The 14,921-nt window shown below is 63.8% G+C and carries 13 protein-coding genes; 12 read left to right on the forward strand and 1 reads right to left on the reverse strand.

The genetic code is table 11. From position 1 onward, the window contains the following. Positions 1-6: 6 nt before the first annotated feature. From dnaJ to IWX88_RS04755, 12 genes are all read left to right on the forward strand, one after another. Positions 7-1,113: a molecular chaperone DnaJ gene (gene dnaJ / locus IWX88_RS04700; protein WP_196827627.1), complete on the forward strand. Its 1,107-nt coding sequence runs from the start codon at positions 7-9 to the stop codon at positions 1,111-1,113. 4 nt (positions 1,114-1,117) lie between these two features. Continuing rightward, positions 1,118-1,846 (forward strand): 16S rRNA (uracil(1498)-N(3))-methyltransferase, encoded by a 729-nt coding sequence (locus tag IWX88_RS04705; RefSeq protein ID WP_196827629.1) that lies wholly within the window; start codon positions 1,118-1,120, stop codon positions 1,844-1,846. A gap of 44 nt (positions 1,847-1,890) precedes the next feature. Continuing rightward, entirely contained in the window at positions 1,891-2,247 is a 357-nt protein-coding gene (locus IWX88_RS04710) for a histidine triad nucleotide-binding protein (protein WP_196827631.1), read from the forward strand. A 70-nt stretch (positions 2,248-2,317) separates the two neighbouring features. Next, the gene (locus IWX88_RS04715) at positions 2,318-3,274 is read left to right on the forward strand and encodes a PhoH family protein (protein WP_231368898.1); all 957 of its coding nucleotides are present in this window, start codon (positions 2,318-2,320) and stop codon (positions 3,272-3,274) included. Positions 3,275-3,282: 8 nt separating this feature from the next. Next, complete coding sequence (gene ybeY, locus IWX88_RS04720; RefSeq protein WP_196827636.1) at positions 3,283-3,747, forward strand: rRNA maturation RNase YbeY; 465 nt, start codon at positions 3,283-3,285, stop codon at positions 3,745-3,747. Between the two features lie 7 nt (positions 3,748-3,754). Further along, entirely contained in the window at positions 3,755-5,128 is a 1,374-nt protein-coding gene (locus IWX88_RS04725) for a hemolysin family protein (protein WP_196827638.1), read from the forward strand. After that, positions 5,103-6,014, forward strand: a complete 912-nt coding sequence (era, locus tag IWX88_RS04730) for a GTPase Era (protein ID WP_370568168.1) — start codon at positions 5,103-5,105, stop codon at positions 6,012-6,014. The genes IWX88_RS04725 and era overlap by 26 nt, the downstream gene beginning before the upstream one ends. Positions 6,015-6,215: 201 nt before the next feature. Further along, on the forward strand, positions 6,216-7,529 hold the full coding sequence (locus tag IWX88_RS04735) for an esterase family protein (protein ID WP_196827640.1): 1,314 nt from the start codon (positions 6,216-6,218) through the stop codon (positions 7,527-7,529). Beyond that, on the forward strand, positions 7,529-9,988 hold the full coding sequence (locus IWX88_RS04740; RefSeq protein WP_196827643.1) for a bifunctional lysylphosphatidylglycerol flippase/synthetase MprF: 2,460 nt from the start codon (positions 7,529-7,531) through the stop codon (positions 9,986-9,988). The genes IWX88_RS04735 and IWX88_RS04740 overlap by 1 nt, the downstream gene beginning before the upstream one ends. 177 nt (positions 9,989-10,165) lie before the next feature. Then, the gene (gene leuA, locus IWX88_RS04745; protein WP_196827645.1) at positions 10,166-11,926 is read left to right on the forward strand and encodes a 2-isopropylmalate synthase; all 1,761 of its coding nucleotides are present in this window, start codon (positions 10,166-10,168) and stop codon (positions 11,924-11,926) included. A 181-nt stretch (positions 11,927-12,107) separates the two neighbouring features. Continuing rightward, on the forward strand, positions 12,108-13,265 hold the full coding sequence (gene alr, locus IWX88_RS04750) for an alanine racemase (protein WP_196827648.1): 1,158 nt from the start codon (positions 12,108-12,110) through the stop codon (positions 13,263-13,265). After that, entirely contained in the window at positions 13,262-14,317 is a 1,056-nt protein-coding gene (locus tag IWX88_RS04755) for a D-alanine--D-alanine ligase family protein (protein WP_196827651.1), read from the forward strand. Before alr ends, IWX88_RS04755 begins: the two co-directional genes overlap by 4 nt. Here IWX88_RS04755 and IWX88_RS04760 read toward each other — a convergent pair. After that, positions 14,244-14,921 carry a trimeric intracellular cation channel family protein gene (locus IWX88_RS04760; RefSeq protein WP_196827653.1) on the reverse strand — a complete coding sequence of 226 codons (678 nt, stop codon included), beginning with the start codon at positions 14,919-14,921 and terminating at the stop codon, positions 14,244-14,246. The genes IWX88_RS04755 and IWX88_RS04760 overlap by 74 nt on opposite strands.

Here is a 14,921-nt window from a genome sequence, read left to right on the forward strand (position 1 = left end):
ATTCGATTGGCTGACCACTACGAAGTACTCGGTGTCGATCGCAGTGCGACGACCGATGAGATCAAGAAGGCGTACCGTCGCCTCGCTCGGGAGCTGCATCCCGACGTTAACCCGGGGGCGGATGCCTCGGAGCAGTTCAAACTCGTGACGCACGCCTACGACGTGCTCTCCGATTCGCAGCAACGACAGCAGTACGACCTGGGGCCGCAGACCGGCTTCGGTGGGCAGGGCGGGCAGGGCTTCGGAGGTTTCGGTGACATCTTCGAGTCGTTCTTCGGGGGAGGGCAGACCCGCGGCCCACGCTCGCGCCGCGAACGCGGGCAGGACGCGCTCGTGCGCGTGGAGGTGGAGCTCGGCGAGGTCGTCTTCGGCACGACGCGTGACATTGAGGTCGACACGGCCGTGCTCTGCGAAACCTGCAACGGATCCTGCTGCGCGCCGGGAACCACGCCGGTCACCTGCGATATCTGCCATGGAAGCGGCCAAATCCAGCGCACCGTGCGCAGCCTCCTTGGCAATGTCATGACATCGAGCGCCTGCGGCACCTGCCGTGGCTATGGCACCGTGATTCCGAACCCCTGTCCCACCTGCCAGGGTCAGGGTCGCGTGCGCGCGCGCCGCAACATCCCGGTCGATATTCCCGCCGGGGTCGACACTGGGCTTCGCCTGCAGATGCCGAACCAGGGCGAGGTCGGTCCGGCCGGCGGAACGGCAGGCGATCTCTACCTCGAGATCAAGGTGCGTCACCACGATGTGTTCAGCCGCAACGGAGATGACATCCTCGCCACGCTGGAGGTACAGATGACGGATGCCATCCTCGGCTCTACCACCACGCTGAAGACCCTCGACGGTGACGTCTCGGTCGAGATCAGGCCTGGCACGCAGAGTGCCGAGGTGATCACGATCAAGGACCGTGGGGTCACCCACCTTCGTGGCAGCGGTCGTGGCGACCTCAAGATCGGAGTTCAGGTGGCGACACCGATGAAGCTCAGCCATAAGGAGCAGGACCTGATCAAGCAGTTCGCGAGTACCCGCAAGACCACGGCACCGACGCTGACGCAGTTCCAGCAGGGCCTATTCCAGAAGCTGCGCGACCGGTTCCTCAACATCTGATCGCATGGCCCACTTCTACCTGAGTGAAGAGCTGGTCTCGGCCACCGTCGGCGAGCGGGTGACCGTCGGGGGCGCGGAAGCACGGCACGCCGTCACGGTCAGCCGCATCGCCAGCGGTGAATCGATTTCGATCGGTAATGGTGCCGGTTTGATCATCTCTGGCACCGTGGTCTCGGCCGAGCACACCGAGTTCGTGGTGGAGGTCGAGACTCTCATCGAAATCCCCGCGCCCTCTCCGGCGATCTGGTTGGTGCAGGCACTCGCCAAGGGCGATCGCGACGAGCAGGCGGTGCAGCAGGCGACGGAGCTCGGTGTCGACGGGGTGATCCCCTGGTCGGCGCAGCGCTCAATCGTGAAGTGGGAGGGCGCGAAGGTGCGTAAGGGCCACGATCGCTGGAGCGCCATCGTGCGTGAGGCGAGTAAACAGTCGGTGCGGTCATGGGTTCCCGAGGTCGGTGATCTCGCATCCCTCTCGGTGCTCGTCGCACTCGCTTCGGTGACTCGGATGTTGCTGCTCGAGCCGACAGCGGAGCTCGCCATGAGCGCGCTCGAGCCTGACGAGCGAGACGTAGTGATCGTGGTGGGACCGGAAGGCGGCATCTCACCGTCGGAGCTCAGCCGGCTTGAAGCCGCGGGAGCAACACCGGTGCGACTCGGGGAAACGATTCTGCGCACGTCGACAGCCGGCCCCGCGGCCGTAGCGGTGCTGAACGCGAGGCTTGGCCGCTGGTAGCGAACTTCCACCATCTGGTCGGTAGCGTCGCTTAGCCTTGACCCATGTCGACACCAGCCGAGAAATCACTGTTCACGCGCATTGTTGCGCGCGAGATCCCGGCAGACATTGTCTTCGAGAATGACCGGATCATTGCGTTCCGCGACATCGCTCCGAAGGCTCCGGTGCACCTTCTCGTGGTGCCGAAGACGCAGGATTTCACCAATGTGACGGAGCTGGCCCTTGGCGACCCCGCACTGCTTGCCGAGGTCGTCGCGGTGGTGCAACATCTTGCCGACGAACACTGTGGCGGGCAATACCGTCTCATCTTCAACACCGGACCCCAGGCCGGACAGACCGTTTTCCATGTGCACGCCCACCTGCTTGGTGGGACTCTTACCGAAGGAAACCTTGGCCAGTAGCGATTTCACCACCCCCTCTTCCGAGGAACGATCCACGCAGCATGTCGTCATCCGTGTCGACGGGGTAGCGATGGTGCGCCTGCTCGGCCCGCAGGATCGCCTGTTGAAGACGATCGAGAGGCAGTATCCGCAGGTCTCCGTTCTGGTGCGGGGAAATGAAATCACCCTGGACGGGGATGCTCGCCAGCTGTCGGCCGCCGCGCGGCTCGTGGAGGAGTTGGTCTTGATGGTGCGTAGCGATAGTGAACTCGGCGAGAACGTGCTCGACGAACGACGAGTCACCGAGTCGGCTCGGATTCTCGCGACCGATCTGCGGGTGAGCCCGGCCGAGCTGCTGAGCCAGGCCATCCTCACCAGCCGGGGAAAGAGCATCCGCCCGAAGACCCTCGGCCAGAAAGAGTACGTCGACGCCATCGATGAAAACACCATCGTCTTTGGGATCGGACCGGCCGGCACCGGCAAGACCTATCTCGCGATGGCGAAGGCAGTGCAGTCGCTGCAGCGCAAAGAGGTAGAGCGAATCATCCTCACGCGGCCTGCCGTCGAAGCCGGTGAACGCCTCGGCTATTTGCCGGGCACCCTCACCGACAAGATCGATCCGTACCTTCGCCCGCTCTACGACGCGCTGAACGAGATGATGGATCCGGAGGTCGTGCCCAAGCTGCTTGCCGCCGGCACTATCGAAGTCGCCCCCCTCGCGTACATGCGCGGCCGCACGCTGAATAACGCGTTCATCGTTCTCGACGAGGCACAAAACACCACGCCGGGGCAGATGAAGATGTTTCTCACCAGGCTCGGGCACGGCTCGAAAATGGTGGTAACCGGCGACATCACTCAGGTGGACCTGCCGGCCGGAGCAAGTGGACTCCAGTTCGTGACTCGGGTGCTCGATGAGATCGACGAGATCCATTTCGCCCGTTTGACGAGCGAGGATGTGGTGCGCCACAACCTTGTGGGCCGCATCGTCGATGCCTACACCCAGTACGATGCAGAGCGGCAGGCAGAGCGCTTTGACCGGGAAAAGTAGGGTCGTCCGTGAGTATTGAGATCAACAACGAGTCCGTCGTCCCGGTCGACGAGGTCGCGCTGCAGCAGCTCTCCAGTTATGCGCTCGCCCACCTGCACGTGCACCCGGATGCCGAACTCGCGATCGTTCTCGTGGACGAGGGGGCGATGGAACAGCTTCACCTCCAGTGGATGGATGAACCCGGCCCCACCGATGTGCTCAGTTTCCCGATGGACGAGCTGCGCCCGGGCACCGAAGAGTCGATGACGCCGGCCGGCCTCCTCGGTGACATCGTGCTTTGCCCCCAGGTTGCGATTTCGCAAGCGGAGACGGCCGGGCACAGCCCGTTGGATGAGATGCTCATGCTCACCACCCACGGCATCCTCCACCTCCTCGGTTTCGACCACGCCGAACCCGACGAGGAGAAGGAGATGTTCGGTATTCAGCGCGAAATCCTGGCCGGGTTCGATCTCGCCGAACGACGATCCAAATAGTCTCGCCATGATTGTGCTCTTCGTCTCGGTGGCCGTGCTGCTGGTGGTTTTCGGCGGCCTGCTCGCCGCGGCCGATGCCGCCCTGAGCGTGCTGTCACGCGCTGATTTACTCGAGATCGCGTCTACCTCGCGTGCCCGCAACTCGCTGACCGCGATCGCGGCCGATGTCGGGGCACACGTCAACGCCGTGAACTTTTCGCGTGTGGTCGCCGAGACGACGGCTGCGGTACTCGTCACCCTCACATTCGCCTATGCGTTTGCGGACTGGTGGTGGGCGCTGCTCGCATCCGCTTTCATCATGACGGTGGCATCCTTCGTCCTGGTCGGATCCAGCCCGCGCAGTTTTGGGAGGGTGCACGCCCGCGCTGTGGCGCGCGCCACCGCCTGGGCCGTACACGCTATCCGCCTCTTCCTCGGCCCGGTGGCCGCTGCCCTCGTCGCCATCGGAAACCGGGTGACGCCCGGCCGCACCGCAACATTCTCGTCGGAGGAGCAGTTGCTGAGCATGGTGGATGAGGCCACCGAACTCGAGGTGCTCGAGGAAGACGATCGCGAGCTCATCCATTCCATCTTCGAATTCAGCGACACGGTCGTGCGCGAGGTGATGATCCCGCGAACCGACATGGTGACCATCGACAGCGACGAGTCGATCGGCGCGGCGATGGGGCTGTTCCTCAGCCGTGGCGTCTCCCGCGTGCCGGTGATCGGCATCGACGTCGACGAAGTGATCGGGGTGCTCTACCTGCGGGATGTCGCACGACTCAGCTACGAGCGCCCCACAGGCCTCGACACGGTCACCCTTGAATCGCTGGTGCGCCCGGCCCAGTTCATCCCCGAGTCCAAAAAAGCCGATGACACTCTCCGTCAGATGCAGCTCGAGTCCAACCATCTCGCCATGGTCGTGGATGAATACGGCGGCATTGCGGGGCTCGTGACCCTCGAGGATCTGATCGAAGAGCTCGTGGGGGACATCTCGGACGAATACGACCACGAAGTCACCGAGATCGAGCACCTCGGTGACGGTCACTACCGGGTGAGCGCACGCCTGCCGGTAGACGAACTCGGCGAGCTATTCGAGATCGACCTCGATGACGACGATGTCGATTCGGTCGGCGGTCTGATGACCAAGGCACTCGGTCGTCTGCCCCTGCCCGGCTCGGTCGCGACCATCTCCGGGCTCATCCTTACCGCTGAGCGCACGGAGGGTCGGCGCAAACGCCTGAGTACAGTGCTCGTGGAGCGGCACCAGGCCCTCAGCGATGCCCTCGCTGCGTTCACCCCACGGGGCAAGGATCACAGGTCGACCCCCAATCCACTCCCACAGGATCTTCCCCTCAAGAAAATGGTGACTGAGCGTGACGCTGAGCAACGACAACCCTGAAGAGTTCCGGGCCGGTTTCGTGTCCTTCGTCGGGCGCCCCAACGTGGGAAAGTCCACTCTCACAAACGCCCTGGTCGGTGAGAAAGTGGCGATCACCTCATCAAAGCCGCAGACCACGCGGCGCGCCATCCGCGGCATAGCCCACTATGCAAACGGCCAGCTGATTCTGGTCGACACTCCGGGAATGCACCGTCCGCGCACCCTGCTCGGAGAGCGACTGAACAGCATCGTGCAGACGACGCTTGGGGATGTGGATGTCGTGGCTTTCTGCATGCCAGCGGATGAGAAGATCGGTCCGGGGGACCGCTACATCAACGAACAACTCGACTCATACCCGCGGGCGAAAAAGGTGGCGATCGTCACCAAGATCGACGCGACCTCGCGCCCACAGGTTGCGGCTCAACTGCTCGCGGTATCGGAGCTGCGCGAGTGGGAGGCGATCATCCCGGTGTCGGCGGCCAACCGTATTCAGCTCGACACCCTCGCAGCCGAATTGATCAAACTTCTGCCCGTCTCCGCAGCACTGTACCCCGCCGATGCGGTGACCGAGGAGGGGCTCGAAGCGCGCATCAGCGAGCTCGTGCGTGAAGCGGTGCTCGAGGGTGTTGAGGATGAACTCCCGCACTCGATTGCTGTGACGATCGACGACATCATCGAGCGGGACGACAAGGATTTGGTGGAGATCTACGCCAACCTGTTCGTCGAGCGCGATAGCCAGAAAGGCATCATCATCGGTCACCAGGGATCGAGACTCGCGGATGTCGGCGCGCGGGCCAGAGCCCAGATCGAGCCGCTCGTCGGCAAGCAGGTATTCCTGTCCATTCGCGTGAAGGTGGCCAAGGACTGGCAGCGCGACCCGAAGCAGCTCGGGCGGCTCGGCTTCTAGCCCCGTGAGTACATCCAGCGGATAGTCGTCTGCGCGAACCGTTACGTGGGCCATATCGGCCGGCCGTCACAGCCACCGGCCAGCTAATCGCGGCGATTGCCTGAGGGCTCTCACAGGCAGAGGATTTGTGCTGTCCGTTGGTCAGATCCCGTGCTCATAATAGGGCTGCGCAACTAATGCGTGGATGTATGAGGGGAACCCATGTCTTACCTACCGCTCGGCCTTCGGCTCCAATCGGGTGCTTTTCCTGTGGTCATCTACGGACTGGCCATCATCGCTCTCGTTGTGCTCGGCGCGCGTCGACCGCTGCGTCGGTCGCTGCCAGTGCAGTTGGTCGGCGCACTGGTGGGGGCCGGAGTCGGGCTCGTGCTTGCCTGGCTGGTGAGTGATGTGTGGAACAGCTTCGGAGTCTCTCTCACTCTTGTCACTCGGCTATGGTTCGCCGTCGGAGTCAGCGGAATCGGCTTCGCAGTCGCCAGCATCCGCCGCGGCCGCATCTGGCGAATCGTGCTGGCCAGCGTTTCGGTCTTCCTGTTCGCCTTGACCGGGGCCGTTGGAGTGAACATTGACGTCGCAGAATTCCCCACACTCGGCTCAGCGCTCGGGGTGAACGCAATCAGAAAGCTCTCTCTCCCCGTCGTCTCTCCGACGGCACCCACAACGACGACCGCGAGCACTGGTCTGCAAACGCTCGCGCTGAGTTGGCACGCCCCGGCAGACCTGCCGAAAACGGGAACGATCGGTTCAGTGATAATTCCCGCGGCGGTGTCACACTTCTCCGCTCGTTCCGCCCTGGTCTACCTCCCCCCGGCCGCGTTAGTGGCGAACGCGCCTCGACTTCCGGTGCTCGAAATGCTGTCCGGCCAGCCGGGATCACCAGCGAACCTCATCACCTCCGGTGCGCTCGGGACGATCCTCGACCAGTTCGCCGCGGCACACGCCGGCCTTGCGCCGATCGTCGTGATCCCCGACCAACTCGGCGCCTCACAGCTCAACCCGATGTGTGTTGATTCTTCCCTCGGCAACTCAGCCACCTACCTCACTGTGGATGTTCCGAACTGGATCAATCACAACCTGCATGTGCTGCCCGGCCGCACAAACTGGGCCATCGGTGGGTTCTCCCAGGGGGGAACCTGCGCCATCCAGCTCGGGGCCAAGTTCCACGGGCTGTATGGGAGCATCCTGGACATCTCCGGGCAGCTCGTGCCGGTGGGCGCCACACTCTCTGCCACGATCGCGAAAGGTTTCGGTGGATCGACAGCGGCATATGCTGCTGCGGCGCCGGTGGCACTCCTTGCGGCCGGAACCCCGTACACAGACACTCTTGGGATGTTCTACGTCGGTCAAAATGATGCGCGGTACGGCGTGCGAGCGGTCACAGTCTCCAACGCGGCCCGGGCCGCGGGGATGACTGTGCACTACGAGGTGTCCCCGGGAACTGCCCATGACTGGCACACAGTGCAGTTTGCGCTTCGGCAGGGAATTCCCATTCTTGCCTCGCGCTGGGGGCTCTGATGGGCCGCTGGATCAGAGAGCGGCGGGTAAGTCTGTCACTCGCCGGTCTCATGCTGGTGCTGGCTTTCGTCACCGGATCGCTGCTTGACGGGCCACGACCGCGGTTGAGAACCACAGTCGCTGTCGGCCTTGACACCTTTCTCGAGACACACAATCTGTTCTCCCCGATTACCTCGGTGCTCTTCGCGTCGGGGCTGTTCGAACTGCTCCTCGCAGTGGCAGCACTCGTCATCCTCGTCGGTGCCGCCGAACGGCTGATGGGCTGGTGGCGCACCCTTCTTTCCTTCGTGGTTACCGCCTATCTCGGCGCGGGAATCGGGATGCTCCTGCAAGCCGCCGGGTTGCTCGCTCGCGAGGTCTGGGCAGTGCGGATCGAAGAGTTGACCGTGCTCGACCCCTTCACCGCGATCTCGGGCACACTGCTCACCGCAAGCGCATTCGCCGGCCCGCTGTGGCGTCGGCGGGTGCGCATTCTGGGGTTCGGCACTCTGACGATCGTGTTCCTGTATTCCGGGCAGCCCTCCGACCTCTTCCGCATCATCGCGGCGGTGGCCGGACTCCTGCTGGGGATGCTGTTGGCGCGCACTCGCCCGACCGCCCGGTGGGCACGAAGTTCGCACCACGAGGCTCGCAGTCTCACCGCTGTGCTGCTGATGATCACCGCGGTCGGGCCGTTTGTCAGCATCTTCACGCCTGCACGATATGGCCCGCTGCATCCACTCGGCATGTTATTTCGCAACCAACTGCCCCGTATGCAGACAGTGGTGCACCACTGCCTCGGACATCTGTCATCACCGGATTGCCGCCTCCAGATCGATCTTGCGAGCATCAATGGACCCGGCACCGCACTGCTCGCACCCCTGCCACTCGTCGTGCTGATCGTCGCTGCGCTCGGGATGCTGCGTGGCCGGCGAAGCGCCGCACTCGTCGCAATTGCGGTGAATGTGTTTCTCGCCATGATCGCGGCCTTCTACTATGGGTTCCTGCCGGCGCTCGGCAGCGACGCGGTGATCTCTGACTATGCGATCGGCGTCGAGCCCGTGGTTCGGCTCGCCATCTCTGTGTTCGTGCCGCTTGCCGTCGCATCCCTCATTGCGGCCAATCTCCGCCACTTCACTGTGCGCGTGCCGTCGAGCGCGGTGATCCGGTTCCTGGTGACCGTACTCGGCACCTTCATCGCGCTCTGTGCGCTCTACCTCGGCGCGGGCTGGCTCGATCGGCGGCAATTCCGTCCCGAGCCCACCATGCTGCAGCTGCTTCTCGATCTACCGGACCGGTTCGTTCCGGTGGGCTTTCTGCGGTTGGAAACCGTGTCGTTCATCCCGGTGGCCCCATTCACCAACATTCTCTACCAGGGCATCGGCCCGGTCTTTTGGCTCGTGCTCATCTTCGCCACGCGCCCACTGTTCTTCTCGGACCGCACCCGCTATCAATTCGCGGAGCGTGATCGCGCACGAGTACTTCTGCTCGAGGGAGGCGGCTCGATCGGACATATGGCGCTCTGGGAAGGCAACGACTATTGGTTTGCCGCTGATGAGCGGGCGGCCGTGGCCTATCGGGTCGTCTCCGGAGTGGCGATCACCACCGGTGGCCCGCTTGGTCGTCCCGAGTTTGCTGTCGCGGCGGTGCGCCAATTCGCGGTCTTCTGCGATGACAACGGGTGGACCCCGGTGTTCTACAGCGTGGATAACGAGTTCCTCCCGGAGTTTCAATCGATGGGCTGGTCGACGATGGTCGTCGCGGAAGAAACCATCGTCTACCCGGCTACCTTTTCCACTCAGGGTAAGAGCTGGCAAGACGTTCGATCCTCGGTCAATCGGGCCGAACGGGTGGGGGTCCGTGCGGTCTGGACCACATGGGCGCAGCTCTCACTCGCCCACAGCGCGCAGATCGAAGCCATCTCCGAATCCTGGGTCGCCGACAAGAAGCTGCCAGAACTCGGATTCACGCTCGGGGGACTGGACGAACTGCGCGATCCAGATGTCGCGCTGCTGCTCGCCGTCGGGGAAGATGACGTGGTCGAAGCCGTGACGAGCTGGATGCCGACCTATCGGGATGGAGAAGTAATCGGCTGGACTCTCGATTTCATGCGTCGGCGTGCCGGCAGCATGAACGGAGTGATGGAGTTTCTCATTGCATCCGCTGCCCTGCTCATGCAGCAGCGTGGCATCGCGTTCATGAGTCTCTCCGCCGCACCGCTGGCCCGTCGTGAAGCCGAATCGGAGGGCTCGGCCGGTACGGATCGCCTGCTGTCCTTCCTTGCCCGCAGTCTTGAGCCGGTCTATGGCTTTCAGTCGCTGTTCACGTTCAAACAGAAGTTCAAGCCGCAGCTGAAGCCGATGCTCATGGCGTACCCCGATCCGCTCGCCCTGCCGGCGATCGGCGCAGCGCTCGGCCGGGCGTATCTACCCTCTCTGAGCGTTCCGCAGACCGTGCGATTCCTGCGCGGTCGTGGATGATGCGGTCGAGCATATCTGCCTGCCGGAGCCAGCGGTGCTATCCTCAAGGCGTGTTGTTCGGTGTGCTTCTTCTTAGCTGCCGCGACGAGTCCTCACCCAGGCCTGGCTCGTCGCGGAGACTGGTGCTGTAACAGCGCCGCTGGCTGACCATCTCAGACCAAGCGAAAGAGCGAGACGATGAAGAACACCCAATCGGCTTCTGCAATGCCGATCCACAAGTACCGCCCGTACCACGAGACCGTCACTGTCGATCTGCCCGACCGCACCTGGCCGTCCAAGCGGATCACCGTCGCCCCGCGCTGGTGCGCGGTCGACCTGCGCGATGGCAACCAGGCCCTCATTGATCCGATGAGCCCCGAACGCAAGCGCATCATGTTCGATCTGCTGGTGCGCATGGGATACAAAGAGATCGAGGTCGGGTTTCCATCGGCGTCCCAGACGGACTTCGACTTCGTGCGCAGCCTCATCGATGGTGACCTCATTCCCGAGGACGTCACCATTCAGGTGCTCACCCAGGCGCGCGAGGCCCTGATCACCCGCACGTACGAATCGCTCATCGGGGCCAAGCGAGCCATCGTGCACCTCTATAACTCCACGAGTGTGCTGCAGCGGGACGTGGTGTTCCGCACCGATAAGCAGGGAATTATCGATATCGCGCTCGACGGTGCCCGGCTGTGCAAGGCCGCCGAATCGATTACCGTGGGCACCGAGATCTACTACGAGTATTCACCGGAGAGCTACACCGGCACCGAACTCGAGTTCGCGCTCGAGGTCTGCAACAGGGTGATCGCGATCTTCGAACCAACGCCGGAGCGCAAGGTCATCATCAACCTGCCTGCGACGGTCGAAATGGCGACTCCCAACGTATACGCGGACTCGATCGAATGGATGTCGCGGCGCCTCGACCAGCGCGAAAACATCATCCTCTCGCTGCATCCGCACAACGACCGCGGTACCGCGGTCGCCGCTGCCGAGCTCGGGTATCTTGCGGGCGCCGATCGCATCGAGGGCTGCCTGTTCGGCAACGGTGAGCGCACCGGCAATGTGGACATTGTGGCTCTCGGCATCAACCTGTTTACGCAGGGGATCGATCCGCAGATCGATTTCAGCGACCTCGATGAGGTGAAGCGCACCGTGGAGTATGTGAACCAGCTGCCCGTGCCAGAACGTCACCCGTGGGCCGGTGATCTGGTCTACACCGCCTTCAGCGGCTCCCACCAGGATGCCATCAAGAAAGGTTTCGAGGCCATGGCCGCGGATGCCGAGCACAGGGGTGTCACCGTCGATGACCTCGTCTGGGCAGTGCCGTATCTTCCGATCGATCCCAAGGACCTCGGGCGAAGCTACGAGGCAGTGATCCGGGTCAACTCGCAGTCCGGCAAGGGCGGCGTCGCCTACCTGCTGAAGAATGACCATGCATTGGACCTGCCACGGAAGCTGCAGATCGAGTTCTCCGGCGTGGTGCAGGCGAAGACGGAGGCCGAAGGCGGCGAGGTCACCAGTGCAGAGATCTGGGAGATCTTCCAGGACGAATACCTGCCAGCGTCGTCGGTGGAAGACAAGTGGGGGCAGTTCGAACTCGCCTCAACCCGCACCCAGAGTGACATGTCCGGAACGGTTGCGCTGCACACGGAACTCCGGGTCGGCGAGCAGCTCGTGTCAACCGACACGACCGGAAACGGTCCGATTGCGGCCTTCCTCAACGTGCTCACCGAGCAGGGCGTCGAAGTCAAGCTCTACGACTACGTCGAGCATGCGCTCAGCGGTGGTGGTGATGCCCTTGCCGCGGCGTACGTCGAGCTCAATGTCAATGGTGTGCGCCTGTGGGGTGTCGGAATCGACGCGGATATCTCCACGGCATCCCTCAAAGCGGTCGTCTCGGCGGTCAACCGGGCAGTTCGTCAGGAGTTGGGGGACCGCGAGTTCGCATCGGTGTAGCGCTGCCAGCCTGCTCGCTGTGGTCTGCTAGTGCCGCTCGCGGGGCGAATCCGGGCTAGTTCGGTCTGTCTGGGCTGGCGTGCCGGCCCGGATGTGCCGCATCGGCCCGTACATGACTAGCGCGTAACGCCCCACCGCAGCGGCTGGCGGCCCACCGCCCGGTCATCGCTAGTGTGGAGGTATGACGCAGCCGGAGCACCCGACCTCTGCCGTGTACTCCAGCCTGAACCCCACTCCGCTCGCCACCCGCATCGTCGATCACGGTGCGATCGCTCGCAATATCGGGCGCATTCGGGAGATCACGGCAACGCCGATCCTCGCGGTCGTGAAGGCGGATGGCTTCGGCCACGGCATCATCGAGGTCGCGACCACTGCGCTGAGGTCTGGAGCGGCGTGGCTCGGCATCGCAACGGTGGACGAAGCCCTCGCCCTGAGATCTGCCGGCATCGACGCGCCGGTGCTCTGCTGGCTGGCCGATCCGTGGTGTGATCTGCGCGCAGCCATCGCTCAAGACGTGACTATCTCCTGCGCCAATGTCGAGACTCTTGAGGCCGTCGCTGTCCTTGGCTGCACCGCAGAAGTGCACCTCGAGCTCGACACGGGGATGTCGCGGGGCGGCGCTGGTGAGGAAAACTGGAATTCCCTCTTCACCGCCGCGGTCGCGTCTTCGTCGGTGCGCGTCACCGGCCTCTGGTCGCACCTCGCCCTCGCTACGCATGCCGAGCCGGAGGCCACGACGGCGCAGGTGCAGTCGTTCGAGCGGGGTGTCGCACGAGCGCGGGCTCTCGGCCTCGCGCCAGGTGTGCTGCACCTTGCCAATTCAGCGGGGGCACTCGAGCATCCCGACACCTGGTTCGACCTCGTGCGTTGCGGGGCGGCGCTCTATGGAATCGAGACTGTTGTCGGCCGCGGTCACGACCTCGAACCGGCGATGCGGGTGGTGTCGAGAGTCACCCAGCGGAAGCGGATCAGCGCGGGCACCGGGGTCAGCTACAACCATGACTGGGTGGCGTCGGCGGATACGACGCTCGTGCTCGTGCCGGTGGGCTATGGCGACGGTATTCCGCGCGATCTGTCGCACGGTGGCGAGGTCGTGATTGATGGGGTGCGGCATCCGGTGGTCGGTGCAATCTCGATGGACCAGTTGATCGTGGATGTTGGCGACGCCGTTGTGACCCTCGGTGACGAGGTCGTGCTGCTCGGGTCGCCGGCCGCTGGTGAACCGGACCCTCAAGAATGGGGCGCGGTAACCGGTACGATCGCCCACGAGATACTCACCGGCCTCGGGGGCCGCATGGCCAGGCGCCACACCAACCAGACCCAGGGGACCATTCCATGAAGCGCATCGGCATAATCTTCGGCGGGGCCAACAACGAGCACGAGGTGTCGTGCAACTCGGCGCGGAGCGTGGCATCCCATCTCGATCTGCTGCGTTTCGAGCCGGTGCTCATCGGCATCGACCGTCGCGGCGGCTGGCACCGGGTCGACTCAGTCGATGCCCTCGCCGACGTTACCGAGGGAAGTCGGTTTCCCGACCTCGACGGCATCGACGTCGCCTTCCCCGCGCTGCACGGTAGGTTCGGTGAGGATGGCACGGTGCAGGGTCTCCTTGAGCTTGCCCGCCTCCCGTATGTTGGCTGCGGAGTACTCTCCAGCGCCCTAGCCATGGACAAACTTCTCACGCAGCGCCTGCTCGAGTTGGTTGGCATCCCGACCATCCCGACATCTGCGGTGATTGCAGCGACGGTCGGGGACGCGGTCATGCTCGCCGATGCTCTGGGGTATCCGATCTTCGTGAAACCGAATCGCTCGGGGTCAAGCGTCGGGGCGAGCCGGGTGGAGTCCGCCGAGGCAGTCGCCGATGCCATAGCGCTGGCACTCCAGCACGATTCGACGGCGCTCCTCCAGGAAACGATCGTCGGCGACGAGGTGGCTATCGGCGTGCTCCAGCACCTCGATGGCAGCCTCGCCGTTGGGGCACCCCTGCGGATTGTCACCGGTGATACCGCGATTTTTTTTGACTACACCGCCAAATACACGGCCGAGGGAGGGGCGACGCTGGAGGTGCCAGCCCAGATTCCGGATGCTGCGCAAGCGCGCCTTGTCGAGCTCGCAACACTGGCCTTTCGCACCCTGGGCTGCGAGGGTCTCGCCCGCGTGGACTTCTTCCTTGGTGCCGACGGCACCATCACCCTCAACGAGGTGAACACCCTGCCGGGCCTCACTGCACTCAGCCAGTATCCGCGCATGTGGCAGGCGGTCGGTGTCTCGTACACCGAACTGCTGAGCCGCCTCATTGACCGTGCAGTGATCGCCTTCAGCGGCGAACGGAGCGTCGTCGCCATCGCGGCATCCGCTCCAGGCGTCTCTGCTCGGGAAGGCTCCATCTAAAGAGAACTGCGAGCACGCGCACCCCGAAGGTGACTCCGACGCACACCACCGCGGCGATAAACACCGGAACGCCGAACATGACGAGGGCCACCAAGGTTCCGGCGCCGGCGACGGCGGCGATCGCGTAGAGCGATCCGACATGCATGAGGGCGATCGGCAGATTGAGCAGCAGATCACGCAGGATCGAGCCTCCGACTGCCGCGAGCACCCCGACGAAGATCGAGGGAATTGCTGGAAGCCCAAGTGCGAGCGACTTGCTGGTGCCAATGGCGCAAAACAGGCCGATGGTGAGCGCATCGAGGGCGGTGATCACCCTCCCAAGACGTTGGAAGAGTCGCTCGAGCAGCATGCCGAGCAGGGCCGCGCCAACGGCAACCAACAGAAACCAGTTGGATCGCAGCGTCACGGGCACCTGATTGAGCAGCACATCGCGGAAGAGCCCGCCGCCGGTGCCGGCCGCAACACCGATGAGTGCAACACCGAGCAGGTCGAGCCGACGGTCGCGAAACTGTGCGGCAAACATGGCGCCCTGCACGCCACCGACCGCGATCGCAAGAAGGTCCGCCCAGAGCGGGATGATGAGGGGGCTGGCGATCACAGTCAT

The organism is Frigoribacterium sp. CG_9.8 (assembly GCF_015751965.1).
Lineage (GTDB): Bacteria > Actinomycetota > Actinomycetes > Actinomycetales > Microbacteriaceae > Lacisediminihabitans.

Bases quoted from the DNA above. Each gene is read 5' to 3' on its own strand.
- IWX88_RS04705 (WP_196827629.1), top strand. From the start codon at position 1,118: ATGGCCCACTTCTACCTGAGTGAAGAGCTGGTCTCGGCCACCGTCGGC.
- IWX88_RS04710 (WP_196827631.1), top strand. From the start codon at position 1,891: ATGTCGACACCAGCCGAGAAATCACTGTTCACGCGCATTGTTGCGCGC.
- IWX88_RS04715 (WP_231368898.1), top strand. From the start codon at position 2,318: ATGGTGCGCCTGCTCGGCCCGCAGGATCGCCTGTTGAAGACGATCGAG.
- IWX88_RS04725 (WP_196827638.1), top strand. From the start codon at position 3,755: ATGATTGTGCTCTTCGTCTCGGTGGCCGTGCTGCTGGTGGTTTTCGGC.
- IWX88_RS04735 (WP_196827640.1), top strand. From the start codon at position 6,216: ATGTCTTACCTACCGCTCGGCCTTCGGCTCCAATCGGGTGCTTTTCCT.
- IWX88_RS04740 (WP_196827643.1), top strand. From the start codon at position 7,529: ATGGGCCGCTGGATCAGAGAGCGGCGGGTAAGTCTGTCACTCGCCGGT.
- leuA (WP_196827645.1), top strand. From the start codon at position 10,166: ATGAAGAACACCCAATCGGCTTCTGCAATGCCGATCCACAAGTACCGC.
- alr (WP_196827648.1), top strand. From the start codon at position 12,108: ATGACGCAGCCGGAGCACCCGACCTCTGCCGTGTACTCCAGCCTGAAC.
- IWX88_RS04755 (WP_196827651.1), top strand. From the start codon at position 13,262: ATGAAGCGCATCGGCATAATCTTCGGCGGGGCCAACAACGAGCACGAG.
- IWX88_RS04760 (WP_196827653.1), bottom strand. From the start codon at position 14,921: ATGACTGTGATCGCCAGCCCCCTCATCATCCCGCTCTGGGCGGACCTT.